The sequence below is a fragment of the Microcystis ichthyoblabe FBCC-A1114 genome (assembly GCF_050500245.1).
In the GTDB taxonomy this organism is placed as follows: Bacteria; Cyanobacteriota; Cyanobacteriia; order Cyanobacteriales; family Microcystaceae; genus Microcystis; species Microcystis ichthyoblabe_A.
Genome location: NZ_CP191408.1, coordinates 4395347 through 4418681, shown reverse-complemented (window position 1 = coordinate 4418681; position 23335 = coordinate 4395347). Strand labels below are relative to the sequence as shown.

The 23335-nt window shown below is 42.8% G+C and carries 23 protein-coding genes and 1 pseudogene; 10 read left to right on the top strand and 14 right to left on the bottom strand.

All coding sequences use genetic code 11. The annotated features are described in order from the left end of the window. Positions 1-267: 267 nt before the first annotated feature. Positions 268-1719, bottom strand: a complete 1452-nt coding sequence (locus tag ACQY1Y_RS21470; protein WP_430013537.1) for a RecQ family ATP-dependent DNA helicase — start codon at positions 1717-1719, stop codon at positions 268-270. A gap of 346 nt (positions 1720-2065) precedes the next feature. Here ACQY1Y_RS21470 and ACQY1Y_RS21465 point away from each other — a divergent pair, with 346 nt between their 5' ends. The 3 genes from ACQY1Y_RS21465 to ACQY1Y_RS21455 are packed head-to-tail and all read left to right on the top strand — an operon-like array spanning position 2066 to position 3292. Then, positions 2066-2251, top strand: a complete 186-nt coding sequence (locus ACQY1Y_RS21465; RefSeq protein ID WP_002752941.1) for a DUF3285 domain-containing protein — start codon at positions 2066-2068, stop codon at positions 2249-2251. A gap of 11 nt (positions 2252-2262) precedes the next feature. Further along, positions 2263-2775: an rRNA maturation RNase YbeY gene (gene ybeY, locus ACQY1Y_RS21460; protein WP_430013536.1), complete on the top strand. Its 513-nt coding sequence runs from the start codon at positions 2263-2265 to the stop codon at positions 2773-2775. A 28-nt stretch (positions 2776-2803) separates the two neighbouring features. Further along, complete coding sequence (locus ACQY1Y_RS21455) at positions 2804-3292, top strand: diacylglycerol kinase (RefSeq protein WP_016515837.1); 489 nt, start codon at positions 2804-2806, stop codon at positions 3290-3292. Positions 3293-3813: 521 nt separating this feature from the next. On the opposite strand, the gene ACQY1Y_RS21450 is transcribed toward ACQY1Y_RS21455, so the two are convergent. Beyond that, entirely contained in the window at positions 3814-3975 is a 162-nt protein-coding gene (locus tag ACQY1Y_RS21450) for a hypothetical protein (protein WP_002752946.1), read from the bottom strand. Between ACQY1Y_RS21450 and ACQY1Y_RS21445 the strand changes: the two genes are divergently transcribed. Beyond that, positions 3965-4204, top strand: coding sequence for a DUF4327 family protein (locus ACQY1Y_RS21445; protein ID WP_002738935.1), 240 nt, complete (start codon positions 3965-3967; stop codon positions 4202-4204). The genes ACQY1Y_RS21450 and ACQY1Y_RS21445 overlap by 11 nt on opposite strands. Positions 4205-4431: 227 nt before the next feature. Here ACQY1Y_RS21445 and ACQY1Y_RS21440 read toward each other — a convergent pair whose 3' ends face one another. Together ACQY1Y_RS21440 and ACQY1Y_RS21435 are read right to left on the bottom strand one after the other, a co-directional pair. Then, a complete protein-coding gene (locus ACQY1Y_RS21440) occupies positions 4432-5622 on the bottom strand; it encodes a class I SAM-dependent methyltransferase (protein WP_430013535.1) in 1191 nt (396 codons plus the stop codon). A 266-nt stretch (positions 5623-5888) separates the two neighbouring features. After that, positions 5889-6260, bottom strand: coding sequence for a hypothetical protein (locus ACQY1Y_RS21435; protein ID WP_002738860.1), 372 nt, complete (start codon positions 6258-6260; stop codon positions 5889-5891). A 520-nt stretch (positions 6261-6780) separates the two neighbouring features. Here ACQY1Y_RS21435 and ACQY1Y_RS21430 point away from each other — a divergent pair. Together ACQY1Y_RS21430 and ACQY1Y_RS21425 are read left to right on the top strand one after the other, a co-directional pair. Further along, positions 6781-7395, top strand: a complete 615-nt coding sequence (locus ACQY1Y_RS21430; protein ID WP_238142421.1) for an ABC transporter ATP-binding protein — start codon at positions 6781-6783, stop codon at positions 7393-7395. 405 nt (positions 7396-7800) lie between these two features. After that, a pseudogene (locus ACQY1Y_RS21425) lies at positions 7801-8590 on the top strand (IS1 family transposase). Here ACQY1Y_RS21425 and ACQY1Y_RS21420 read toward each other — a convergent pair. From ACQY1Y_RS21420 to recF, 3 genes are all read right to left on the bottom strand, one after another. Continuing rightward, positions 8591-11368: a caspase, EACC1-associated type gene (locus tag ACQY1Y_RS21420; RefSeq protein ID WP_430013534.1), complete on the bottom strand. Its 2778-nt coding sequence runs from the start codon at positions 11366-11368 to the stop codon at positions 8591-8593. A gap of 10 nt (positions 11369-11378) precedes the next feature. Further along, a complete protein-coding gene (locus tag ACQY1Y_RS21415) occupies positions 11379-11756 on the bottom strand; it encodes a hypothetical protein (RefSeq protein ID WP_271987907.1) in 378 nt (125 codons plus the stop codon). A gap of 482 nt (positions 11757-12238) precedes the next feature. After that, positions 12239-13366 carry a DNA replication/repair protein RecF gene (gene recF / locus ACQY1Y_RS21410; protein WP_002747232.1) on the bottom strand — a complete coding sequence of 376 codons (1128 nt, stop codon included), beginning with the start codon at positions 13364-13366 and terminating at the stop codon, positions 12239-12241. A 164-nt stretch (positions 13367-13530) separates the two neighbouring features. Between recF and ACQY1Y_RS21405 the strand changes: the two genes are divergently transcribed. After that, entirely contained in the window at positions 13531-14103 is a 573-nt protein-coding gene (locus tag ACQY1Y_RS21405; protein WP_430013533.1) for a DUF2808 domain-containing protein, read from the top strand. Positions 14104-14190: 87 nt separating this feature from the next. Here the strand turns inward: ACQY1Y_RS21405 and ACQY1Y_RS21400 are convergent, their stop codons facing one another. Continuing rightward, entirely contained in the window at positions 14191-14835 is a 645-nt protein-coding gene (locus ACQY1Y_RS21400) for a Uma2 family endonuclease (protein ID WP_016516541.1), read from the bottom strand. Between the two features lie 313 nt (positions 14836-15148). On the opposite strand from ACQY1Y_RS21400, the gene ACQY1Y_RS21395 reads away from it, so the two are divergent. Together ACQY1Y_RS21395 and ACQY1Y_RS21390 are read left to right on the top strand one after the other, a co-directional pair. Further along, positions 15149-15319 (top strand): metallothionein, encoded by a 171-nt coding sequence (locus tag ACQY1Y_RS21395; RefSeq protein ID WP_123230743.1) that lies wholly within the window; start codon positions 15149-15151, stop codon positions 15317-15319. A gap of 35 nt (positions 15320-15354) precedes the next feature. Further along, positions 15355-15789 carry an ArsR/SmtB family transcription factor gene (locus ACQY1Y_RS21390; protein ID WP_002754959.1) on the top strand — a complete coding sequence of 145 codons (435 nt, stop codon included), beginning with the start codon at positions 15355-15357 and terminating at the stop codon, positions 15787-15789. On the opposite strand, the gene ACQY1Y_RS21385 is transcribed toward ACQY1Y_RS21390, so the two are convergent. Beyond that, positions 15786-16574 (bottom strand): pentapeptide repeat-containing protein, encoded by a 789-nt coding sequence (locus ACQY1Y_RS21385; protein ID WP_149107358.1) that lies wholly within the window; start codon positions 16572-16574, stop codon positions 15786-15788. The two genes, ACQY1Y_RS21390 and ACQY1Y_RS21385, sit on opposite strands and share 4 nt — an antisense overlap. A gap of 201 nt (positions 16575-16775) precedes the next feature. Here ACQY1Y_RS21385 and ACQY1Y_RS21380 point away from each other — a divergent pair, with 201 nt between their 5' ends. After that, positions 16776-19838, top strand: a complete 3063-nt coding sequence (locus ACQY1Y_RS21380; RefSeq protein ID WP_430013532.1) for a DEAD/DEAH box helicase — start codon at positions 16776-16778, stop codon at positions 19836-19838. On the opposite strand, the gene ACQY1Y_RS21375 is transcribed toward ACQY1Y_RS21380, so the two are convergent. From ACQY1Y_RS21375 to ACQY1Y_RS21355, 5 genes are all read right to left on the bottom strand, one after another. Further along, positions 19835-20710 (bottom strand): DUF6515 family protein, encoded by an 876-nt coding sequence (locus ACQY1Y_RS21375; protein WP_430013531.1) that lies wholly within the window; start codon positions 20708-20710, stop codon positions 19835-19837. The genes ACQY1Y_RS21380 and ACQY1Y_RS21375 overlap by 4 nt on opposite strands. 444 nt (positions 20711-21154) lie before the next feature. Then, positions 21155-21487: a type II toxin-antitoxin system PemK/MazF family toxin gene (locus ACQY1Y_RS21370; protein ID WP_002778731.1), complete on the bottom strand. Its 333-nt coding sequence runs from the start codon at positions 21485-21487 to the stop codon at positions 21155-21157. Continuing rightward, complete coding sequence (locus ACQY1Y_RS21365; RefSeq protein ID WP_002791939.1) at positions 21484-21726, bottom strand: AbrB/MazE/SpoVT family DNA-binding domain-containing protein; 243 nt, start codon at positions 21724-21726, stop codon at positions 21484-21486. Before ACQY1Y_RS21365 ends, ACQY1Y_RS21370 begins: the two co-directional genes overlap by 4 nt. A gap of 91 nt (positions 21727-21817) precedes the next feature. Further along, positions 21818-22594 (bottom strand): DUF2092 domain-containing protein, encoded by a 777-nt coding sequence (locus tag ACQY1Y_RS21360; protein ID WP_430013530.1) that lies wholly within the window; start codon positions 22592-22594, stop codon positions 21818-21820. A 33-nt stretch (positions 22595-22627) separates the two neighbouring features. Beyond that, positions 22628-23290: a potassium channel family protein gene (locus ACQY1Y_RS21355; protein ID WP_287233396.1), complete on the bottom strand. Its 663-nt coding sequence runs from the start codon at positions 23288-23290 to the stop codon at positions 22628-22630. Positions 23291-23335: the final 45 nt, after the last annotated feature.

The window sequence follows — 23335 nt, the reverse complement described above, 5'->3', positions numbered from 1 at the left end:
AAGGAGACTGATCACAGAAGCTTTCTAGGAATCTAGCAAAGATTCTTGTATCTGGCTGCACTTTGTCACAGAATTTCACTATTATTTCGGGTAAGGTATGGTAAATCTCTTGATAGATTCAATCGGGACTAACTTCTGGGAAACCCGCTATAGCTCTCCTGCAAAAATCAAAAACCTGACCTTAGGTTAGGAGAATCCGAGACAGGAGGAGAAAAAAGACATAAAAAATTTAGTACGAATGCTCTGTTCTCCCTGCTCTGGCGCTCCCTAGCTTACCAGAGGTCGATTGCGACGACAATTATCGCAATGACCACAGCGAAAATTATCGGCATTTTCCTGAAACCCAAAGGCATTTAAGAGAAAGTGCCAACGACAGCGACGGGTATAGAGGTAGGGAAATATCTCATTTTTGGGTTTAAAAGTCATCTTGGCGGAATTATGACGATAAATAAGCCGATAATGAAAAGGATCGAGCCATTCTAGGCGATCAAGACTGTGTAAAAGAGAGAGAATGAGCGCACCATCGGGAAATTCGGCACTAATCGCCTCTACTTTGCCCTCTAGGGGAATTTGGGCTAAAATTTGCCAAGCTTGTCGGTATTGGCGCTCCTGTTGGGAGTTAAAGAATTTTTGCTGGTTTTTATCGCTATTATCTAACCATCCCGTCGGTTCACTAATTAAGGTGAGAGCCTGCATTTTACCCCCATCGCGACCACCGCGGCCGATTTCCTGTAGGTATTCCGATAGTAAAGCTGGGGGTTGGTAGTGGACAACCCAACGCACATCGGGTTTATTGATACCCATGCCAAAAGCTGAGGTACAGACAACAAAAGTTAAATCCCCCCGCAGCCAATTTTGTTCTATTTCCCGACGCTGAAAGGGGGATAAACCGGCATGATAGGCACTGGTGCGATAGTGGAGAGATTGCAACCATGCCGCTAAATTTTCACTATGGCGACGGGAACGAGTATAGATCAGGCCGGATTGTCGAGGTTGACTGGTGAGGAAGTTTAATAGTTGATGACGACGACAACTGGGGCTAATACATATTTTGGTGCTTAAGTCAAGGTTTTGACGGTAAGGATTTATTAAGAAAAGTTGTGGTTTTTCTAGTTGTAAGATGCGGGTGAGAGTCTCACGGGTAGCGGGGTTAGCGGTGGCGGTAAAAGCAGCGATCGCTATTTGGCTGCCGGCCGGTTTTGATTGCAGCAGAGCGGGACGGACGGCCCCAAGACGACGGTAAGCAGGACGAAAATTATCGCCCCACTGGGTTAAACAATGGGCCTCGTCGAGGATGAGAGCGTTAATTTTAACGTGGGGAAGGGTTAATTTTGACCAGAGGGGCGGACTTAAGAGGGTTTCTGGGGAAAGATAGAGAAGTCGCAGGGTTTGATCTGCGATCGCTGCTAAGGTTTTCTTTCTCTGTTGTCGGGGGATTTCATTATGAATCAGGGCAACGGGTAGTTTTTTGGCTAATAATTCCTCCACCTGATTTTCCATCAGGGCAACTAAGGGGGAAATCACTAGGGTTAAGCCGGTTTTTAATAAAGCGGGCAATTGAAAACAGATAGATTTACCGAATCCCGTGGGCATGACAATCAGGGCATCTTTTGCCGCTAAAATCGTCTCGATAATCTCCTGTTGGGGAAAGCGAAAGCTATCATAGCCCCAAATTTTCTGAAAAATAGTCCGGATGCTTTCGGTATCTTGGGAAGACATGGGTTAACTGCTGGGAATTATGAATTATGAATTATGAATTGGGGAAGTGGGGTGTGGGGTGTGGGGTGTGGGAATTATGAATTATGAATTGGGGAAGTGGGGTGTGGGAATTATGAATTATGAATTGGGGAGAGGGGAGAAGGGAGCGGGGGAGAGGAGAGCATTTGTATCAAAATTCAGGGGCTGGTTTAAAGGCGCAACTGGTTAGAAACCTCTGGGTTAAACAGTTTGAGTGGTTTTGACTATCCCGGACGGGTAACAATTTTTCCCATAATTGAATTTTTTTGGCACTTCTTTAATAATCTGTTACACTTATAGCGATCAATCTTTGTCTGGGGAATTACTGATGACTGAACCTGTTAGCACCACTGACCCCGCAGTAGAAACCGCCACCGAAGCGCAACCCAGTTACGTCAAGCTGGCGATGCGGAATATGGTCAAGAAAAAAGGCGTCTCGTTAAAACACTTTTTTTTGACTACAGCAGCCCTATTAGGCTTTTTTGTCGGTATTTCCTATCTGACGCGTCCCTAGGGTGAAATCTGGTGAGTGAGACTTTGCCCCTAGGGGTGGATTTGTGCCTACAGGATAATTATTTTAATCCCGGAAATAGTCCTGTGGATGGGGAAACTTGGCACTATTGGTTGGAGACATGGTTAGGCTATCTATCGGATTATCTCCCCGTTGCCGCCGGTTATGAACTAAGTTTGCGCTTAACAGACGATCGAGAAATTCAGGCCTATAATTCCCAATATCGCCACAAAGATCAACCGACGGATGTTCTCGCTTTTGCCGCTCTGGAAGTGGATTTACCAGTGGATGAGGGCATTTTAGAGACAGAACCTTTATATTTGGGGGATATTATCATCTCTGTCCAGACAGCACAACAACAGGCTTTAACACAAAATCATTCTTTGGTGCGAGAATTGGCCTGGTTAACTGCCCACGCTTGTTTACATCTTTTGGGTTGGGACCATCCCGATGAAACAAGTCTGTTAGAAATGCTATCTTTACAGGAAACTTTGTTAAAAACCGTCGAAATGCCGATACATAGTTAGTTATTTTTGTCAAGCATTATTGAGGAATATGAAGACAAACTATCATCAAGCCAACCAATCTACCAGCCTATCTAATCCCTATCTCAACAATAATTTTATCCCTCGATCGGGACAGGTGAGTGAGGGTAACAATCCCAGTCAAAGAGAATACGCTTGGCAAGTCGCCTCGAATCTGTTAGTCAGTTTTCGCTACGCTTGGGCCGGAGTCCGTTATGCTTTTGTTAGTCAAAGAAATTTTCGCATTCACACCCTGATGACCCTAGTAGCGATTAGTTGGGGCTTATTTTTGCGGGTTAATGCCATGGAAATGGCGATTGTCACCCTTACCTGCGCTCTGGTGATGGTCTTAGAATTAATTAACACTGCCCTAGAATCAGTGGTAGATCTGACGGTGGGGCAATCCTACCATGATTTAGCCAAAATAGCGAAAGATTGTGCCGCTGGTGCCGTTTTAATCGCCTCGATCGCCGCTTTACTCGTAGCGGCTTTTATTTTTATTCCCCATTTATTAGTTTAAGCTGGAAGCTTTTTTCAGTGTTGCCAAAGGCACGGCGTAGCCGTCCAGTAAACGGTAAACTGAAAACTCAAATCTGATCACTGATCATCTGTACTGATTTTAAAACGCTTAGGGAAAAATTAAGTACAAATGCTCTGAATTCCTCTCCCTGCTGCCAACTCCAGCACTCCGGTGCAGTCTTTAGATAGGATTTGCGGCAAAAAGTACGGGCGAAGCATTCGGATAGAAAATCTCCGGTTTCAGCGATAGGTTATTGCCCGAATGCTTCGCCCCTACAGGACACGGGCCGATGAAGATGCAAGGTTTTGAACCACGATTCTCTCAAAATCTTGCACCTGTTTCGCAAGAAAAGCCCCAAAACCCTTACCTTGCCTACATTTCACATTTATTCAGCAAACTCTAGATAGTCAACAGCTTAACTGATCACTGATCAGTGATCACTGATAACTGATCACTGATCACTGATCACTGATTTGACATAAGGGGACTCGACAGCTTTTAGCCGATGAATTTAACTTTTCTTAACCTAAGCCTAAACTGGCGAGGGGAGAGGGTTTCGCTATATATAAAAAATTGTCATCCTCGATACAGCAAAAAATCTCTTTTGTCCCCTTATAGGTTAGAGTATAGTTATTGATAAGACTTTTTTGTAGATCTTGCAGGAAATCTCCCATGAGTGCCATAACTTTCTCCACCGCTCCCACCGCTTACTCTATCAGGATGATTAAGGACGAAGTCCGTCAGATGGTAGAACAGGGGGTAGTGAGCAGACACCAACCGATCTACACCCTCTGTCAGTTCATTCCCCCTCGGGAGTGGGTTTGTGTTGAATGTGAACTAGAACGGTGTGACTACCTTCTCAGGGATCAAATTGGTGACTTAATCGCCTCGGAATCTTGGGATAATGACTAAACCCCCGTTTGCCGATCTGGGTAAAAATCGGACCAATCAGAAATTTATCAGCCTTGTCCACTCTATATAACTATTATAATTCAGCCCTAGTCATTTCTGGGGCTGAAACTATGGGGAGAGAGGGGGATAATTGTTAAGAAACAAGAATTTTTGGCAAGATTTAGCCAAGTTAGTTTAAAAGTTGCCGATTGCCAAGGGACGCTATCTCTAACATCCCCAAGTTTTCCCTAACTTAAAATCAGTAGTTGGCGCTGTTGTAAAGAACGCACACCAGTTAATCCTAAACCAACTTGAGCATCGATTGCTCCCACGGTTAAACGACCATCGCAAGCTTGTAGAAAATCAAATTCTCTCTCCGAGAGATTAACTGGCCGATAATCGTAATCTAGAACACTTGCACTAGGCCAACCATAAAGACAGGGATGAACTTCGGCCACTGCATTCTCTAGGACTTGATCCCGGGACCAATCGGCAGTCAGAATCGGTGGTTTAGCGAGGAAAAATTCATAGTGGGTGATTTCGGGGTCTAATAATTCCGTCAAGCGATAACGTTCCCTTTCCCCTAAATTTTGCGCTCTAGCCATCAATTCGGGGGATTTACCCAATAAACGCTCTAATTGCCAGTAGGAAGGGTTAGAAAAGCCAATAAAGGCTAATCCTGACGCATCAATCAGTTGAAAGAGGGTATCGATATTGTAGTCCACTTCCCGGGGGTGAACGTACATATCAGCGAAGGACTCATCGCGATGATTTTCCATTGACCAACGCTCTTTTTCCCGTTTCAAAATGCGATTATTTTCTGGTAGAGAGGCAAAAATCTCTCGGCCGACAGCGACCCCATCTTTATAATCCCCGCGTCGGTCTCCTTGCAAAAGTGCGATCGCAGATTGCATTAACTGGATTTCCCAGCGTCCCAATTGTGCATAGACGAAAATGTGCAGCAGACCACCGGGGGCCAGTTTTTGCGCGAGGGATTGAATACCTTTAATCGGGTCCGGGAGATGGTGCAGCACCCCGACGCAGTTAATTAAATCAAATTCTCCGGGGAGATTAGTGGCGGATTCAAGGGGTAAATGGTGAAAAGCCAGAGAACCTCGGTGTTTTGGTGCGACTCCCGAACGATTACAGCGTTCTTTGGCAATTTCTAGGGCTTTTTCACTGATATCTATAGCGACTATATTAGCAAAAGGGTTGAGCGCGAGCAGATATTCGGTTCCCGCACCAGTACCACAACCCGCATCGAGAATGCGGATATCCTCTCGTTCAGGTTTACGATGACAACAAAAGTTATAGGCAGCAATCCAATTCCAGCGCCAATTGTAACCGGGAGGAGGTTCATCTAGGAGCGGTTCGGGGGGGAAAGGATAGGTATTGTAGAGACGTTGTACAGCAGTGCGAATAGTAGCGTCGTCGGACATGAAAATTGGCAGAGTTTAGGATAACACTCGATCGATTGTCTCACAGACGGCAGCGATCGGGAAAGTCAGCCGGGGTTTTTTTGAGTTGGTCGAGGGTAAATAGACCTCTTGTAAAAATCAAAAATTGTTGTTAGGGTTAGGAGTCAGGAGTCAGGAGCCAGTAGTCAGGAGAATTAAGAATGAGCATTAATCAATTAAATGGTCTATTTAAGAATTTTATGCAATTGAATCCTTATTTTTACCGTTTTTGAACCCTCAAAAATTAATTATGCAAGAGGTTTAATAATCGGAACAAGCTGCTGTCCCCCTTGATAGCTGAGTTGTAGCTGACTGGAAAATTCTCCGCTAGGGGCTTCTTTTAAGTCAAAACAGACAGGGAGAATTGCTTCATTAGACTTTTCTAGACTAGCAGTAATTCTTTCAATACCTGAAGCTTGACATCGGTTTTGTGGCTGTTTGGGCGACATTTCTGGAATCTGGACTGCTGCTGGCGGTAATATTTGAGTTCCATCAGAGCTATTGAGATCGGGAGGAATCAGCTGCATTCCTTCAATAGGCTGGGGAGTCTTCACAAATAAACGTCGAGTTGCGATCGCTCCTTTCATCCCCACGATATCAATTTGAGTGGGTGCGATCATAACATCTGTCTGCTGGGCTAAAACCGGCGTTGGGGTCAACACCAGAACCAGCATGAGATATCTAAGAAAAATTCCCCGGAAATTCATAGTCACCAACCTTGTAACCGACTTTCTGCCAGTTCCTATTCCTACTGCAATTCTACTCTAATGGGACTTAAACAAATTTGAATGCCAAACAAAGCCGAAACTGGCTTTACTCGATTCTATCCTTGGGGTTGTGCTTTTAAAATTGTGAATACCAAGTACATTTGCTACATTTTAAAACTATCTTAACCTTAAGATTACTTTAATATTTCTTGGTTGTATCGAGAATAAAATCAATCTGTTGTTTCATTTTTATTTGAAGGAATTCTACCAAATTATGCCCGATTTTGCCACAGAATCGAAGGATACAGTAAAGGAAGCTACTACCTTCGTCAATTTAGGGATAGTTCACCAGGCACTCTCATTTTAGATGTAGCCGCCCCGTAGCATCGCAGCCTTGTCTTTGTATTCTAAATGAAGCATAATACAATCTTGGATGAATTATAATACAGGACAAGGACATGACCGATGTGACTGTTTCTCAACTGGCGATCGCCATTATCGGCGGTGGTTTCAGTGGTTCTCTCGTCCTAACCTGTTCCCTTGGTTAACGATCGCCAAAAATGTCGAGTTTGGGCCAAAAATGAAAGGAGTGAGCGATCGGGAACGAAAACAAAGGGTATCCGCCACTTTGGAGATGGTGGGACTCTCGGAAGCGGCGAATTTCTTCCCCTATCAGCTTTCCGGAGGGATGCAACAACGATCAGCGATCGCCCGTACCCTAGCCGCCGAACCAGCGATTATTCTCATGGACGAACCTTTTGGCGCACTCGATGCGCTCACCCGCGAATCGATCCAAACCCATCTCAGAGGCATTTGGCAGAGAACAGGGAAAACGATCTTTTTCATCACCCATGACGTGGAAGAGACTCTCTTGCTCGCCACCCGCATCGTTGTCCTCCACGCTCGTCCCGGTCGCGTGGTTAAGGATATCGTCAATCCTTTTGCCCACCGTGACCACGAGGTAACCCCGGCTTCTTTGCGGCTATCCCGAGAATTCCTAGAGATGCGACAGAATTTGGTGGATAGTATTCGCAGCGACGAGATATAGTCACTTGATCCCTTTAGGGATTTCAATTTCTCGCTCTATTGTTTAATCATTACAGTTTATAAGTAAGTAGTTATAATTAAATTGAAGATAGATTTTGCGTCTGATCCCCCCTGCCCCCCTTGATAAGGGGGGTGCTGATGGGCGGGGGGATCCCCCCTGTCCCCCTTGATAAGGGGGGTGCCTGAGAACTTTTAACACCTACCTACTTAATCACTTGGTAATGATTTGGTAGTAGTGGCGTAGCCCTCTTGCTTACCTGGTATGAATTGTGTAAAATATTTATTAATAAAAATAATTGGAACCCGATCAGTCTTTAAACCTCTAGCTTGGTCATGACTTTTCTGATAAATATCTTTTTCTGGCTCCTGTCTGTCTTACTGAAATATCAGTCTAGCACCGAACAAAATCCCCCCTTCACCTCTATTCCCCTGTCCTAATTGTGGTTCTCACCATAGGATTAAGAATGGTTCTATTCATAATGGAAAACCCAAACGTCAATGTAAAGATTGTGGTCGTCAGTTTGTGATCAATCCCACTAATAAAACCGTCTCTGAGGAAACCAAACAATTAATTGATAAACTCTTGCTCGAACGAATTTCCTTGCGAGGAATTGCTAGAGTAACAGGGGTAAGTTGGTCATGGTTACAAAACTATGTCAACAATAAATTGGCATCTGTCCCACGTCAAATAAAGGTTTCGGACAAACCAAAAGGTAAATTAGTTATAGAATGTGATGAGATGTGGTCTTTTGTTTTTTCTAAGACGATAAAGGTTTATATTTGGCGGTTAATTGATAGAAAGACAAGAGAAATTATTGGTTGCTATGCGCGGAGATAGGAGTCGTCAATCAGCCAAAAAACTTTGGGGCCAGTTTACCAGGTGTTTACCGACAATGCACTGTTGCTTACACAGACTTTTGGGAGTCCTATAAGACAGTAATTCCTAGTAAACGTCATCGGGCAGTAGGTAAAGAAACTGGTCAAACTAATCCTATTGAAAGATTAAATAATACCTTTCGACAAAGGATTTCTCGGCTGGTGAGAGAGAGTCTATCTTTCTCTAAAAAAATGGAGAATCACCTTGGGGAACCCTTTGGTATCTTATCCATGACTACAATGCACAGCAAAGCAAAGGATTAAGCCGCCATCACTACTACCGAATCACCACCCAGACTTTTTCAGCCAACCCTGATTAGCTAGGGACTAGGTTTTTTGGGTGAGTTTAAACAGGATAAACCGGCATCTTTAGCAGTAGGATACTTGATTGGGACAAAAGCAAAATCTGAACTTAGTGTCCGACACTCCACAATGTGAACAAATTCTACGGAGGGATTTTGGGGATCGCCCTTCCCATCAAGTTTCTTGCGATCGCCATTTTCATCGAATTGAATTGTCCCAGTTGCACCTTTAGTGACAAGAAAATCAAGAGACTTTAATTGTTCACGGATATTAATTCGTGTGGGAGTATTTGCCTTTTCTAGAGCTTTTGTTAGAGCAAGAGTTGCATCATAGGATAGGGCCGTTATTGCATTAACAGAAGTTGTAGTCCATAAAATTTTGGCATCCTTAAGAAAATCCTGGTTAGGACTGGTTAAAGAATCCCAAGGAACCGCAATAACAAACTTTTGAAAAGGTTGTAGGTTGTTAATTTGTTCTAAGGTACGAGAACTACGAAGCCCCCATGATCCGATAACCCAATTTTGACTATTATTAAGTTTTATAAGTCTAATTGCATCGCCTTCAGCATCGCCAATTGCTTTTGGGAATAGTACAAGCCCTATTGTTTCTGTTATTTTTGCTTCTGTTTGTCGTAACTCTTGGATGGCTTCTTCTGCCTTAAAATTATTTCCCAGATCAAATTCATCTAATTTTACTACAGTTCCAGAGAATGGAGGGCGTGTAAAAATAGTTTTAAAACTATTTAAAAAAGATTCACTAAATGGACTTCCTTCACTATAAAATCCCACCACTTTTTTAATAGACTTTTCTTGTAAAAATTTTGCAATGACAGGAGATTGTTGCTCGACGGAAAAAACAGTTCGCAGAAAATTTTTTCTGGGGTATTTAGTAAGCTCGCTAGTCGTTGATCCGGGAGAAATCAAAACTAAATTATTTTGATTATAAATATCCACCGTTGCCACAGTCATTTCACTGGGATAGTGACCAACAACCCCTAAAATTTCAGGACGCTGGGAAAGAGATGATGCTGTCTTTTTGGCTAATAATTCGTCATTTTCATCATTAGTAATGACAACTTTTAATCCCTTACCATTAATCGCTTTTTTATTGATAAAATTTTGATCTGGAAAATACTTGAGGAATGGATCATTGTCATTTAAAAGTCCCAGATTAATTTTTGTTTGTAATTGCGCTACTCCTCGTAACATTTCTTTTGCTCGACTATCACCATCATCATCATTAAAGTCATTTTGATTTTTGGGAATACTAACAGCAACAGCAATCGTGTAATATTGCATTTTATTGGCTTCTAGTAAAGCATTATTTAAGTAAATTAATGTTTCTGCATCTAGCCTATCCTGTTGCCATGCGTCCTTAAATCTTAACAGGGCTTTTTGATAATCACACTGTGCAAAATATTCTGTACCTTTCTTCTTGTTAAACGATTGAGAGTAATTAAGAACTTCTTCTCCTTCACTAATAAAGTCTCCCGTTTGTTTTGGACAATTATCAGGGCGATAAATGGCAAATAAACTTACAACTGCTATTGATGCTATTCCTATGCTAACTGGCAGATTTAATTTGAAATTTTGGGGCTTTAAAGTTTTTATAGAATGCAAAATTTGGGCGATTTTTGCAGAAGGCGAAGTGATTGGTGGAATCGTCGGAGTAATGGGATAAACCTCATTTTGCACTTCTTCTTCAATCACCTGAATATCCTCATCCCTGAGTCGATAGATAATTTGCAGTTTCTTTAAACTCTCTTTATCTTTGTTTTTCAATGGAGTATGATTAGCAGCAGCTATTATTTTCCGAAACGCATTCCTATATTTCTTAATATTGTCTCGTCGCAGTAGCAGTGGGTTAAGAACTTCTGTTTCAATCGTTCTGGCTTCATCTGGTGAGAGATTTAATTGATCTATTGTTGCATCCAAAACTGCCCTATCTGCAGCAGAAAAGTCTTCCTCCTTAAAACAATAATCTTTAATATCCTCATCATTCCACTTTTTAATAATATCCTCAACTATTTTACGATACTTAAATTTAGGATCATTAGCAGCAAGAGGAGATTTGGCTAAATAAATAGTATCCTCTCCTTCAAGAGAAAGATAAAATTTGGGAGTCATTGCCGGGGCAGCTTCCTTTACTCGTTCGCTGGCATACTCATGCAATTCATTAACAGAAATTAATTGATCACCATCCTGATCTGCTGCACCAGTTTCAATTCCTTCAACTAGATATTTTGTATAGATGGACAAATCTTTATCTTCCGACTCAAAAGAATATTCAATTGGACTAGAAGAGGTCAAAATCGCCCTTCCTTTACCTCCTAATTCCTCTTGAATGTTAAATTCCCCTTTGATTGGCATTCCCTGAACCAATGCTCCGCTAAAACAGCAGTCGAGAATAATTATCTGCCTTTGGGAATGACTATCTGTGATGTACTCTTGAAGTTTAGTTGCCGCTAAAGCTGTTGCAAGAGAAAAATTTCCCTTCTGATCACGCCCAGTGTCTCTTGTACTTAGAAAAAATCTAGCCTTTTGATCTTTAAGACCATGTCCAGAAAAATATAAAAGCACCAAATCATCTTTCTGTCGATTAGCAAATAAATCCTCAACTGCTTTTTCCATGCTCCCTTTGTCTGGGTTAGGCAAAACTGTAACCTGATCAAAGGCTCCCATGTCTGGATGCTCTAATACTCGGCGCATTGCTTCAATGTCTTGAGTCGCGCTAGAAATTGAACGCAATCCTGCGGAATACTCGCTCACACCAATTAACAAAGCAAATTTTGCCATAATACCTTCTTTAACCTGAGATAAAGTCTTGAGCCGCTTTAATAGCCATTTCCAATTCTTCTCGACTGTGAGCTTTAACCGTCAACTTGCGACCATTGGCCTCTACCGACAATTCTATCGGTTTACCTCCCAGGCGATCGCCCAGAAACCCTAACAACTTTTTCCCATTAGCGGGGTTAACTTCGGTCATTAACATTCCACCCAAAAAACCGCCCAACGACTTATTACCTTCAGGGGGATTGGGATCAAGAATACGTTTAACCGATTCAACTTCATCTGCCTGTTCTAGTTCTGTTAATAATACTTGGGCCTGTTCGTCGCGTTCTTCAGGCTCCAGGTTAGGATCGTTAAAAGCGATCAGCAATTTAATCGTAGATTTGTTACTCATAGGAAGTTGAGTTGAAATAATATAGGATAATACTAATCTTACTGAATTATGCAAATTTTACCATATACCATCTGAAATCTAAATAAGTGATCCCATTTTCATACTAACCCTTGCCGAGCGCCGATTTCTTATTTCTTGGGAGCATCTCATTTATGCAAGTGAGTAATTATACTTGTCCCTAAAACTGGTTTCTAGCAAGGCTTTCAAAATAGCTTGACATAAAACCTGATTTAGGGGTTACAAAGGTGAGATGCTCCCGGTTTTAACCTTGTACAGGTTAGAGGGTTATGATTCTTTAACAAAGGGAATTGACCACAATCAGCACAGCATCTCCCAATTATTGTCTTTAGGTCGCTAAAATTTCGTTTCTCGCCTTATTTCTCCTTTTTTCTTGAGAATGAAATAGCCCTACCCTTATTAAGGGGGGATAAAATTATGGGTGTATATCGTTAGCAAAGAGACAAACAAAGAGAGGCTATAGACTAATAAAAAATATGTCCCTTTTTGACAGAAAATATCTGGGAAGATTGCAACCAGCGAGACTCAAAAGAACTGAGATGAGTGGTGGTAATTAAGGTTTGAAAACGGTCTTCGATCGCATCTAATAATTGATTTTGTCGTTCGATATCTAATTCCGCTAAAACATCATCGAGGAGTAGTAGGGGAGGTTCCCCGATAATCTGCTCTAGTAACTGTAATTCCGCTAATTTCAAGGCTAAAACTAAGGTTCTTTGTTGTCCTTGGGAACCGTAGGATTTAGCGGGGTTTTGGTTAATTAAAAAATCCACTTCATCCCGGTGCGGACCGACTACCGATGTCCCTAGCTGTTTCTCGGCCAAACGACGGGTTTCAATTTTATCTAAAAAAGCCGTTTGTACCCCATTGACATCATCTTCTACCCAAGGCACATTGGGAATATATTGTAATTCTAGATATTCAGTTTTTCCGCTAATACTTTCGTGCCATTTTTGAGCTAAAGGAATTAATCTTTGCAGGACTCGCGCCCTTCTTCTCGTAACTCTTGAACCAGTTTCTGCTAATTGTAAATCCCAGAGTTTTAGTTGGGATAAATCCGCATAAACTTTTCCCTCTAATTCCTGTTTACGAATCTCTTTTAAAAGAGCGTTCCTTTGTCGTAAAACCTGATTATATTGCTGTAAAATATGAACGTATAGGGGTTCTAATTGAATTAATAAAGTATCTAACCAATCTCGGCGAGCTTCCGGACCACCGCGCACTAAATCCAGATCGAGACTAGAAAATTGTACCGCATTAATCACGCCCAAAAAATCGAGATGACGGCGCAGGGGTTGACGGTCACGGATCACGGTGCGACGACCGGAAGAACGGAGAATTAAACTTAATTCTGATGCTCCATAAAGACGATTAACCCTAGCAAAAATTCTCGCCTCCGAGTCCGATTCTAGCACTAGATCCCGATCCTTGCTGACTCGATGGCTCTTGAGAGTGGCCAAAAGTTCGATCGCTTCTAGTAAATTGGATTTTCCCTGAGCATTATTGCCCAATAATATTGTTTTTTTGGACTCGAATTTTAGCAACTGTTCGGCATAATTTCTAAAACTGTGAAGGTGCAGGTGTTCGAGATACATTGCAAGTTGGGGGTTAAGTATTGGGGGTGGGAGAGTGGGGAGAAAACAACTGATAACTGATAACTGATCACTGATCACTGATCACTGATAATGGCAGCGGCTGAGGGTTAAGTGAATTTGCTATAATTCTCCTTGACAATCAATATTTTATAGTAGCTTTTACCTTGAAGATTCCCTTTTTGCCTTTAAAACAGACTGAAAGTCTATCTAAACTCGCTTTGATTGCTATACTCGCTTTTGATGCTTCTGTGTCTCTCGCAGGACAATTTCCCGATGGCAGAGTATTTTTTGAGAGTTCTCCCACTCTGGTTAATTTCTTCGCTACTTTCCAATCCGTGCGTGCTTGGGGTGCAAAATACTATCTTACCATCGCTCTGCCGCCGTCTCTCGGGGCGCCCTTGGGCAAAGTAACTATACAACAGCAGCCTAATATTCAAACTATTGCTTTTCTTCTCGATCAAACTTTTGCTTTTCTTGGCGATCGCAATCAGCGAGGCGAAAAATTAACCCTAAAATCCACTACTTTTGACCCCAATACTCAGACGATTACGGTCATTTTTGATCCTCCTGTCCCCCCCGGTAATACCGTTTCCATCGGTCTGAAACCAGTACGAAATCCCGATTATGGTGGTGTCTATCAGTTTGGAATTACTGCTTATCCCCCCGGAGACAATTCTCCCGGATTAGCTCTAGGAGTCGGACGTTTAACAATTTACGATGCTGGCGATCGTTGGTAGGCCGTTCTGCGTCTAAAAACAGTAATCAGTGAGCAGTAAAAAGACAGTAGGAAACCTCAGTTCCCTGACTTCGTTGTTCATTTGAGTTCAGGGATTAAGCGTTTGCTTGACCCAAATTCGGAATTGTTTTAATGCCATGGCACTACCGATTTTTTGACTATTTTGTAGCGTTCCTGGAATTTTTTCTATTAGATTAAATTGAGGAAATAGTCGGCTTTGGCAAGATTCAACGTATTCTGATCCTTGCAAAACATTGATTTCTAGTCTCTCTCCATTATATCGCCACAATTCAGGAACACCCAATCGCTCATAATTATTAAATCGGGTTCGCTTAGTAATATCAATCTCAATTGCTAAATCGGGAGGGGGATCAATCGCCAAATCAAGGCGCGTTTTTCCCCGAATAGCATGACAATTTTCGATATAAAAAGACTCATCTGGTTCTATTCCTTGATCCATTTTATGATTTTTAAAGGTTGTCGATCCAGCGGGTTCATAGTCTAACTCTAATTCATCCAGAAGAACTTTAACCAAATCCCCGATTAAAACTTTGGTGTTTTCATGAATAAAAAGAGGAGTCATTGCTTCTAAAGTTCCCTGACTATAAGATAGACGAATTGACCGTCGATCTCCCAATTCGTCAAGAATTGTTTCATAATCTTGCCAAGTGAGTGAAGTTAACAACAGGCGATCGCCTGGGGTAACAGTTAGTTGTTTTAATGCTAATAACATCAGAATTTGTCGGCTCAGTTGTTATGATTGGGCGGTTTAGTCAGTATTTAACTTTTTTCTACCTTAGACTATATATAGCAGTTTTCATCAGAATGAGGCATGGGCAAGGGGCTTAAACTCTTGGTTGGCAAAACTTGTCGATACCTCAGTAACCTGAAAAGCTCTATATGCAAACTGAAAACTCCCATCTGATCACTGATCAAGGAGAACTTCCCACCCGTCTGAGTTTTAGAAAAATTTAACTTTATTCAATCCATGAACATCTGTTCAGATGTTATACTAAAGTCAGTAAAGAAGTTCAGAGGTAGTAACCATGATCGCTGTCACCATGATGAAATGTGCTTGTAAACCCTGTTTGTGTGTAGTATCGATCGCCGATGCTATCAAAGAAAACGATCAATACTACTGTTCCCAAGCTTGTGCCAATGGTCACGTTAACGAGAACGAGAAAGGCTGTGGACACCAGGGCTGTGGTTGCGTTTAAATTTAGTTATTGGGGAGAAGGGGACAAGTATCGGCATGGAAGATTTGATCGATACCTCCCTTTCTCAACTTTCCCTTAATAACCGATCAGGAAAAAATATGGCCCTAGAGAAAATAGCACCGGTTTGTGGGGAATCCCATCACCAAGAGGCGAAATTCCAGCACTTGCAGGGATTAGAAATCGAAAAAGCCCAAAAAATGGCCGAATTTTTCAGCCTTTTGGGGGATGCCAACCGCCTAAGAATTCTGTCGCTTTTAGCCAAACAAGAATTATGTGTTTGTGACTTAGCCGACGACTTAGGGATGAGTGAATCGGCCGTATCCCACCAGTTAAGAACCCTAAGAGCCTTAAGATTAGTTAAATACCAAAAACAGGGACGGAGAGTCTTTTATCGTCTTGCCGATCATCATGTTCTTGACCTTTATTACGCGGTCTCGGAACATTTAGAAGAGCCAGCGGACGAGGACTAAAACAGTCCCAAAGCGGGTAAAACAAACTGTAGGAGCAGAGAACCAATCCCCTGCACCATTTGGTCTAATTGAGCGTTGCCACCACCTTGTTCTCGCGGTTTTAGGGCGATTTCCATGCCTTTAATAAAATTCTCTGCCGCTTCGTAACCGGGGGTATTGCCTTGTCGTTCAAAGAGAGTCGAAGCCATTTGAGCGTCCTGGGCCGCTAGAGCATTTTGTCCCAGACGATAGTGAGCCATGGCCCGGGCCAGATAAGCTGGAGCATATTCCGAGTTGATTGTCAAGGCCTTATTAAAATTTTCTATAGCGGCGCTGGTGCGTCCCTGTTTTCCTTCCACCATCCCTAGACCGTAGAATAGTTCAGGAGTACCGGCACTACTGGGAATTCCCACCGCACCCTGCACGTATGCAGTGTCTAGTTTGGTGTTGTCAAGGTTAGCATTGTTGAGATAAGCGCCTCTTAAATCCGCACCCGTCAAGATTGCCCCGCTCAAGTTCGCTCCAGTCAGATTAGCACCAAAAAGAGAGGCTCCAGTTAAATTAGCACCACTCAGATCCGCTCCACTTAAATTAGCTTGACTAAGATTAGCACCGACGAGATTGGCCCCATTTAATTTTGCCCCAGTTAGATTCGATTGCACTAACCCCGAACCGCTCAGATCACATTGGGGACATTGTCGGGTGGATAATAATTGCTGTAGATGGTTTAAATCTTCCCCATAACCAACTAGGGACAAGTTCAGGGGAAGACTGAGGAGGAGGGTTAGGGCGATCGATTTGTACATAGTTTAAAAATAACTCTAGTTATTATTATTGATAATAACCATGCGATCGGGGCTAATCGCTGAACTAGATTCTGCTTGAGAAATCAGCCCTTGTCCACTAAAATAGGAGATTAGAGGCTCTTAAGGTCAGAAGAAGCGACAAAATCGAGATTTGTTACCTTTTCAACAGCAGGTTTTTTAGAGGAATTTCCCTATTTTATAATGACTACTCTACACGGTAATTGGCTGATTGGTTCGCAGGATAGTGTTTTTTTTCTTTGGGGTGAACAGTGGCAAGGGAAGGAATTAAGTGAAACAAAGGAAAATCATCCTTTTTGTCTAGAATCTGGGGCATTAGCCCAATTTATCCAGAAATTTTCTCCTCAGCTTGACCGCTATTCTCCAGAATCAATCAAGCTCAGTTTGCCTAGTTATTCCCCCCCAAGGAAAAAATATTTTTTACCGCTGCTGTCGGGGCAAATTCTCGAACCCACAGCTAAATCCTTGTCTTGGCAACCATGGCAGGTATCGGGATTAACTTTTTCTGCGGGGATGATAATACAGTTATGGGAGAAATTACCCCTAGCTAAGGCCGAATTTATCGGCAATGATCTACGATTTTGGCTGTATTTGCACCGTTGGAGTTTAGATTTATTAGCAAGGGGGAAATTTTTAGCGGGAATAAATCAGGGTGAAAGTTGCTGGTATCCCCTGCTAGATAGTACCATCGATCGCACTCGTTTAGCTAAGTTTATCCAAACCATCCCCCCGGTTTGTCTTGCCTATCAAGAAAATAGCGAACCACAAACAATTATTCTCGATTGCTTAAAAAATATTGTCGATGCTCGTTTGCGACAAAAGATAGATAGTAGTGTTAATATTTCCCCCTCATTGATGGTAAAACCCTGGCTACAATCTTTAAGCGGTGATCATCATGACATTGCTTTAGAAGCCAAGAATTTACAGCGTCTAGAAAATGCTTATAATAACTGGGTGTTTCCTATCCAAGAAAGTTTAGTTAATGGCAATAATCGCCAATTAATCGAGAATCAATACCGTGTCTGTTTATCTTTACAACCTCCCAGATTAGGGACAGCGTGGAAACTAACCTATTATTTACAAGCGTTAGATGATCCCGAATTTCTCATTAGTGCCAAGTTGATTTGGTTAGAGGGGAAAGAAAGTTATCATAGTTATCAAAGAGTTGTCAATAATCCCCAGGAAATTCTCTTAAAAGGATTAGGATTAGCATCGCGATTGTACGAACCGATTAGAATTAGTTTAGAGCAAAGACACCCGGAGGAATGTTCTCTTGATTCGATCGAAGTTTATCAGTTTATTCGCTCGATCGCTTGGCAATTGCAAGATCAGGGATTAGGGGTAATTTTGCCAACGGGTTTAACTGCTGGTAGTAATGAACAAAGATTAGGAATTAAGATTGCTGCCAGTGTAACTCCCAAAAAAGGAGAAAGATTAAGTTTAACCAGTTTATTAAACTTTCAGCTTAAATTAGTGGTAGGGGAACAGGAAATATCGAAAAAAGATTTTGATAAGTTATTAGAGAAAAAATCGCCAGTGGTGGAAGTGGGGGGCAAATGGTTAATCCTACAACCTACGGATGTTAAAGCAGCTCAGGCAATTTTAAATAATACCATTACTCCCCTTAATCTCTCGGTAGAGGATGCCCTGCGCTTGAGTTCAGGAGATAATAATCTAATTGCTAAACTGCCGGTAGTTAATTTTCAAGCGGAGGGAGCATTAAAGGAATTAATTGATAATTTAAATAACAATCAAGGGATTCAATTAATCAACCCACCGCGGGAATTTCGGGGGGAATTACGTCCCTATCAAATCAAGGGAGTTAGTTGGTTAGCTTTCCTAGAAAAGTGGGGTTTAGGTGCTTGTTTAGCCGATGATATGGGTTTAGGAAAAACCCCGCAATTAATCGCTTTTTTACTAGCATTAAAAGAAGAGGATATGTTAGTTAATCCCGTGTTAGTGGTGGCTCCCACTTCTGTGGTTAATAACTGGGAACATGAGTTAAGAAAATTCGCTCCCACCCTGGGGGTTTTTGTGCATCATGGCGAAAAAAGATTAAAAGGTCAAGCTTTTGCTCAAGAGGTAAAAAATAAATCGGTTGTTATTACCAGTTATCCTTTAATCTATCGCGATCTGTCCACTTTGGAAGCAGTACAATGGCAAGGTTTAGTTTTAGATGAGGCTCAAAATATCAAAAATTCTACGGCTAAACAATCCCAAGCAGTGCGAAAAATACCCGCAGGATTTCGGATTGCCTTAACGGGAACTCCCGTAGAAAATCGCCTGACGGAATTATGGTCAATTTTGGATTTTCTCAATCCCAATTTTTTAGGAACTCAAGCCTTTTTTCAGCGTCGTTTTGCCCTTCCCATTGAAAAATACGGCGATCAAGAATCCCTGCATAATTTACGTTCCCTTGTCCGTCCTTTTATTTTACGGAGATTAAAAACCGATAAAACTATTATTGAAGATTTACCAGAAAAACAGGAAATGAATATTTTTTGTGGTTTATCGAAAGAACAGGGACAACTTTATCAACAATTAGTCGAGAAAACCCTCCAGAAAATTGAAGAAACTCAAGGAATTCAGAAACATGGATTAATTTTAACCTTGCTAATGCAACTAAAACAAATTTGTAATCATCCTGGTCATTTTTTGAAAGAAAATAGTTTAGAAACCAGTCAAAGATCGGGAAAATTATTACGCTTAGAAGCCATGGTAGAGGAAGTGATAGCAGAAGGCGATCGAGCTTTAATTTTTACACAATTTGCCGAGTGGGGAAAACTCCTACAAACCCATCTCCAGAAAAAATTAGCCGAGGAAATATTATTTCTCTCCGGTTCTACCAAAACAAAAGATCGGGTAGAAATGATCGAGCGCTTTCAAAATGATCCCCAAGGACCAAAGATTTTTATTCTCTCCCTGAAAGCGGGGGGAACAGGATTAAATTTAACCCGCGCTAATCACGTTTTTCATATCGATCGTTGGTGGAATCCAGCCGTAGAAAATCAGGCCACCGATCGCGCTTTCCGCATCGGACAAAAACGCAATGTTCAGGTACATAAATTCATCTGTACGGGAACCCTAGAGGAACGCATTAATGAGATGATCGAAAGCAAGAAACAATTAGCGGAACAAACCGTAGATGCTGGGGAAAATTGGTTAACAGAATTAGATACCGATCGCCTGCGAGATTTATTATTATTAGATCGATCGGCAATTATTGATGAAGAAGAAATTGATTAGAAGCGAACCACCTGATAAACCGTGGAACCATTCTCAAACAGAGGCCGATAGTAAATACCGCTGCAATTGTAATAAAGCGTATTGTCAGCCGTAATTGTGGTGCAGCCGTCTGGGATATAGGTGACAATTGCGCCGATTGGCGGGGCCACCACCGTGTAGGAACTGCCGCTAGGTTGAAGATAGATGCCGTCCGAGTAAATGTAGGAAGTAGAACCCACATAGACGGTATTGTAGTAGGGGGGGAGAGTAGCGATCGCTGAACCGATGACTAAGCCGGTGGTCAAACCCACCCAACCCCAACCCGGGGGGACGTAATAACCGCCACCGTACCAACCGCCACCACGCCAGTAACCGTTGCGATTATCGTCAATAAAGTTCTGACGGTTCTGTTGGCGATCGCTAACCTGCTGCTGCCGTTCCCCCTGTCTTTCGGTGCGTTCCCCTTGACGGGTATCGGTTCTTTCGGTGCGTTCGTTCTGCCGTTCCCCCTGTCTTTCGCTACGTTCCCCTTGACGGTTTTGTTGACTGGTTTGCCGTTCCCCCTGTCTTTCCGTGCGTTCCCCTTGACGGTTTTGTTGACTGGTTTGTCTTTCCCCCTGTCTTTCCGTGCGTTCCCCTTGGCGGTTTTGTTGACTGGTTTGCCGTTCCCCCTGTCTTCCAGAAAAATCTCTAGAGGGTTGGGAACGATTACTAAAATTCCCTCGGTTTTGCAGATCACTACTGCGGTTAACCCGTGGGGAAGCTCCACCACCGCCACCGCTACGACCACCGCCACCGCCACCGCGAGCGTCCACATAATCCGTGATCAGTAAACTTGTACCCAAAAGGAGGGCGGCAAGAACACATAAGTTTTGACATAAAGATCTTTTCATGGCCCGGACTCCTTGATTTTTTTATTCGCCTTGGCTGCTTATCTTCCCAGATTATTTTCTGCAAGCGTTCGACGGTTTCTGGTGCAAAAAAACGCTCTCCTGTTTCTACACAAACTCTGGCGGGAACATTTTCTATGATAAATCTGGGTTGCGTTCGGATAGAGTAAGGCTTTTGATAAGAGACTTGCGCTTTGATAATCTACCTTTTGGGCGAACGCAGTTCGCCCCTACATTGTGCATAAAATCCGTTACTGTAGGGGCGCAAAGCTTGCGCCCTCCGATCGATCAGGTTTGCTGATCACTCTAAGTAGGGGGAGAGCCTTCGACAGCCTCCGCAGCTAAGGGACTTGCGCTTTGATAATATGCCATCTGGCTGGTCTGACTCTTCTACAGAGCGATTTTCTGGCTGGGATATTATTCCCACGCAAGTCCCTAATGTCCCGATTAGAAAAGAATCGGCTTAATTCTTCTGAGAACATCCTGGAGCAACCGTTCTGGACACTTGCCGATAAAGCTCGCTTTTCTCCCTCGGAAGTCCAACGATCGCAGTTGATCTACCATGATAACTCCTGTCACTGCCTCTCCATCTGGAATCTTGACGTAGAAAGGGTTCTGGCGTTGCGTATTGCTGACCGGACAGACAAAGGCAAAACCAATCTTGCGATTAAAATCAATATGGCTTACCACCAGTGCTGGACGATTACCCATTTGCTCATGCCCAATCTGTGGGTCGAAGCTCAACCGCAGGAAATCTCCACGTTCTGGAATGTATGTCACCAAACCTCCTCTCCCATCGGTCGTCCCCAATCCACTTCCGGCTCCGGTGATTCAACAACCCCAGCCAGTAGTTCTTCTAGGCTTAACTCAGGCAAGGCTTGAATTAGCTCAATTACTAGCTTTCCGTTTTCCACAGAACATTCAACAACGTCATTGGGATTGAGGTTTAGTGCCTCCACCGCGTACTTGGGAATCCGAATCGCTAAAGAATTACCCCAGCGTCGAATCTGCGACTTCATGATCCCACCTCGAATTCGTTAGATATTCAAAGTATATCAAAACGCTGATTTAGGGGAATACCGACAAGCGATCGCATTTTATGAACAGGGTTTACTGCTGGGATTGATTATCCCTAGGGGGTAGAAGTTCGATAGGGATCGACTCTGATCCCGGTTGGAAAGTGAAAGTATCGGCGGAGGTACTGGGATTAAAATTCCAATCGGATAATATTGCCGTGTACTGGGGTGAACCGGGTAGAGTTTTATAGGTGATAATCGCTTTTCTCATTAGGGGGGTGGCATCCTGCGTGACCCAGATTTGATAATCGCGATCGCTACCGATCAGCAGCAGGTGATACATCGGTTCGCGGTTGACCATGTCGTTGCCGATAAAAATAATTTGCTTGACATCGGCCATTAGCTCTGCACAGGGATCGTTCGCTGCCAGATTTGACATGGGAATGCTGATCCCGTACCTTTGTTCTACTTGGTCTAAGGCTTCATCTAGAGTATTCGGTGCTGGTTTCGTGACGTATAGATCCCGTTCCAGATCCGCAAGGGTGAAGGTTTTACCATCGTAAAAAAAGCGGGTAACTCGTTCATCCCCAGTGTAGTCCGAGCGCAGGCGATTGGGTTTCTCTACCCAGATGTTTTGATAGGCACTGTACTGAACTTTCGCCCCTGAGTCGAGTATATCGTCATAGGTGACATCCATCTTGACGGTGAACGATCGCTGTTTGGTTAAATTAGCACAGAGTTGCTCGATCACTTGTTCCGCCGTTTTTGGGCGGATTTCCTGGGCCAGAGTGGGGATTTCCGCCAAGACTGCCGCAGCAGTGACCCAAGGCAAAAGCAAAGAAAGAATCGGGATAAAGCGACGCATAATCATCTAATATTCCCCCAAGGTGATCGATTGTTTTGGTTAACGACCATTGTGTAAACTGACTAAACGAGCGATAAAAACGGCGGGATAGAGAACTCCAGTCATTCCTTCTAAATTGGCTAAAACTCTAGCGATTTTACTGGTAGGAACTATATCACCGTAGCCAACCGTAGCCAGGGTAGTAAAGCTGAAATGAAGTAGATCCGCCTGGTTGACGGTTTTAGCGGCGGAGCTAAAGGAATCGGGTTCGAAAATCTGGACGATATTATAAGCGGATGCCCAGAAAAATCCCAAGAGAAAATAGACACAAATTCCCCCTTTGATGATATCAGATGTGACCTGTTCGGCGAGAATTAATTCTAGTAAAATCGAGTACACACATAAACTAACAAAAGCTAGAGAAATTAATGTACTAGATAGCTCGAACCAACGGTTGAAATCGCTATAAATAGGGATAATCGTGCTGAATGCTCGCAGGAGGAGGGCAATCAAAAACAGACCGATATTAAATCTTAAAGCCAATTTACTGCGATCGATCTGATAAACAGCGATGATCAGGGAGAGGGAGAAGAAAAAGAAAATCAGCCAATCTCCCAGGGGTAGATATACTAAAAACGGGTAAATAATGTAGAGCGAGAGCAGATTTGCCAGCAGCCGATTGTATTTATTTTCTGTTGCCCGCATCAATTGACGGAATTTCATAGCAGCGAACCTTTAATTGGCTTAACCATATACCAAGTCTCGTTT

Bases quoted from the DNA above. Each gene is read 5' to 3' on its own strand.
- ACQY1Y_RS21390 (WP_002754959.1), top strand. From the start codon at position 15,355: ATGGAAGATTTGATCGATACCTCCCTTTCTCAACTTTCCCTTAATAAC.
- ACQY1Y_RS21355 (WP_287233396.1), bottom strand. From the start codon at position 23,290: ATGAAATTCCGTCAATTGATGCGGGCAACAGAAAATAAATACAATCGG.
- ACQY1Y_RS21470 (WP_430013537.1), bottom strand. From the start codon at position 1,719: ATGTCTTCCCAAGATACCGAAAGCATCCGGACTATTTTTCAGAAAATT.
- ACQY1Y_RS21365 (WP_002791939.1), bottom strand. From the start codon at position 21,726: ATGAAGTCGCAGATTCGACGCTGGGGTAATTCTTTAGCGATTCGGATT.
- ACQY1Y_RS21450 (WP_002752946.1), bottom strand. From the start codon at position 3,975: ATGGCACTCATGGGAGATTTCCTGCAAGATCTACAAAAAAGTCTTATC.
- recF (WP_002747232.1), bottom strand. From the start codon at position 13,366: ATGTATCTCGAACACCTGCACCTTCACAGTTTTAGAAATTATGCCGAA.
- ACQY1Y_RS21465 (WP_002752941.1), top strand. From the start codon at position 2,066: ATGACTGAACCTGTTAGCACCACTGACCCCGCAGTAGAAACCGCCACC.
- ACQY1Y_RS21455 (WP_016515837.1), top strand. From the start codon at position 2,804: ATGAAGACAAACTATCATCAAGCCAACCAATCTACCAGCCTATCTAAT.
- ACQY1Y_RS21415 (WP_271987907.1), bottom strand. From the start codon at position 11,756: ATGAGTAACAAATCTACGATTAAATTGCTGATCGCTTTTAACGATCCT.
- ACQY1Y_RS21430 (WP_238142421.1), top strand. From the start codon at position 6,781: ATGAATTATAATACAGGACAAGGACATGACCGATGTGACTGTTTCTCA.
- ACQY1Y_RS21380 (WP_430013532.1), top strand. From the start codon at position 16,776: ATGACTACTCTACACGGTAATTGGCTGATTGGTTCGCAGGATAGTGTT.
- ACQY1Y_RS21385 (WP_149107358.1), bottom strand. From the start codon at position 16,574: ATGTACAAATCGATCGCCCTAACCCTCCTCCTCAGTCTTCCCCTGAAC.
- ACQY1Y_RS21440 (WP_430013535.1), bottom strand. From the start codon at position 5,622: ATGTCCGACGACGCTACTATTCGCACTGCTGTACAACGTCTCTACAAT.
- ACQY1Y_RS21375 (WP_430013531.1), bottom strand. From the start codon at position 20,710: ATGAAAAGATCTTTATGTCAAAACTTATGTGTTCTTGCCGCCCTCCTT.
- ACQY1Y_RS21395 (WP_123230743.1), top strand. From the start codon at position 15,149: ATGATCGCTGTCACCATGATGAAATGTGCTTGTAAACCCTGTTTGTGT.
- ACQY1Y_RS21400 (WP_016516541.1), bottom strand. From the start codon at position 14,835: ATGTTATTAGCATTAAAACAACTAACTGTTACCCCAGGCGATCGCCTG.
- ACQY1Y_RS21360 (WP_430013530.1), bottom strand. From the start codon at position 22,594: ATGATTATGCGTCGCTTTATCCCGATTCTTTCTTTGCTTTTGCCTTGG.
- ACQY1Y_RS21420 (WP_430013534.1), bottom strand. From the start codon at position 11,368: ATGGCAAAATTTGCTTTGTTAATTGGTGTGAGCGAGTATTCCGCAGGA.
- ACQY1Y_RS21435 (WP_002738860.1), bottom strand. From the start codon at position 6,260: ATGATCGCACCCACTCAAATTGATATCGTGGGGATGAAAGGAGCGATC.
- ACQY1Y_RS21445 (WP_002738935.1), top strand. From the start codon at position 3,965: ATGAGTGCCATAACTTTCTCCACCGCTCCCACCGCTTACTCTATCAGG.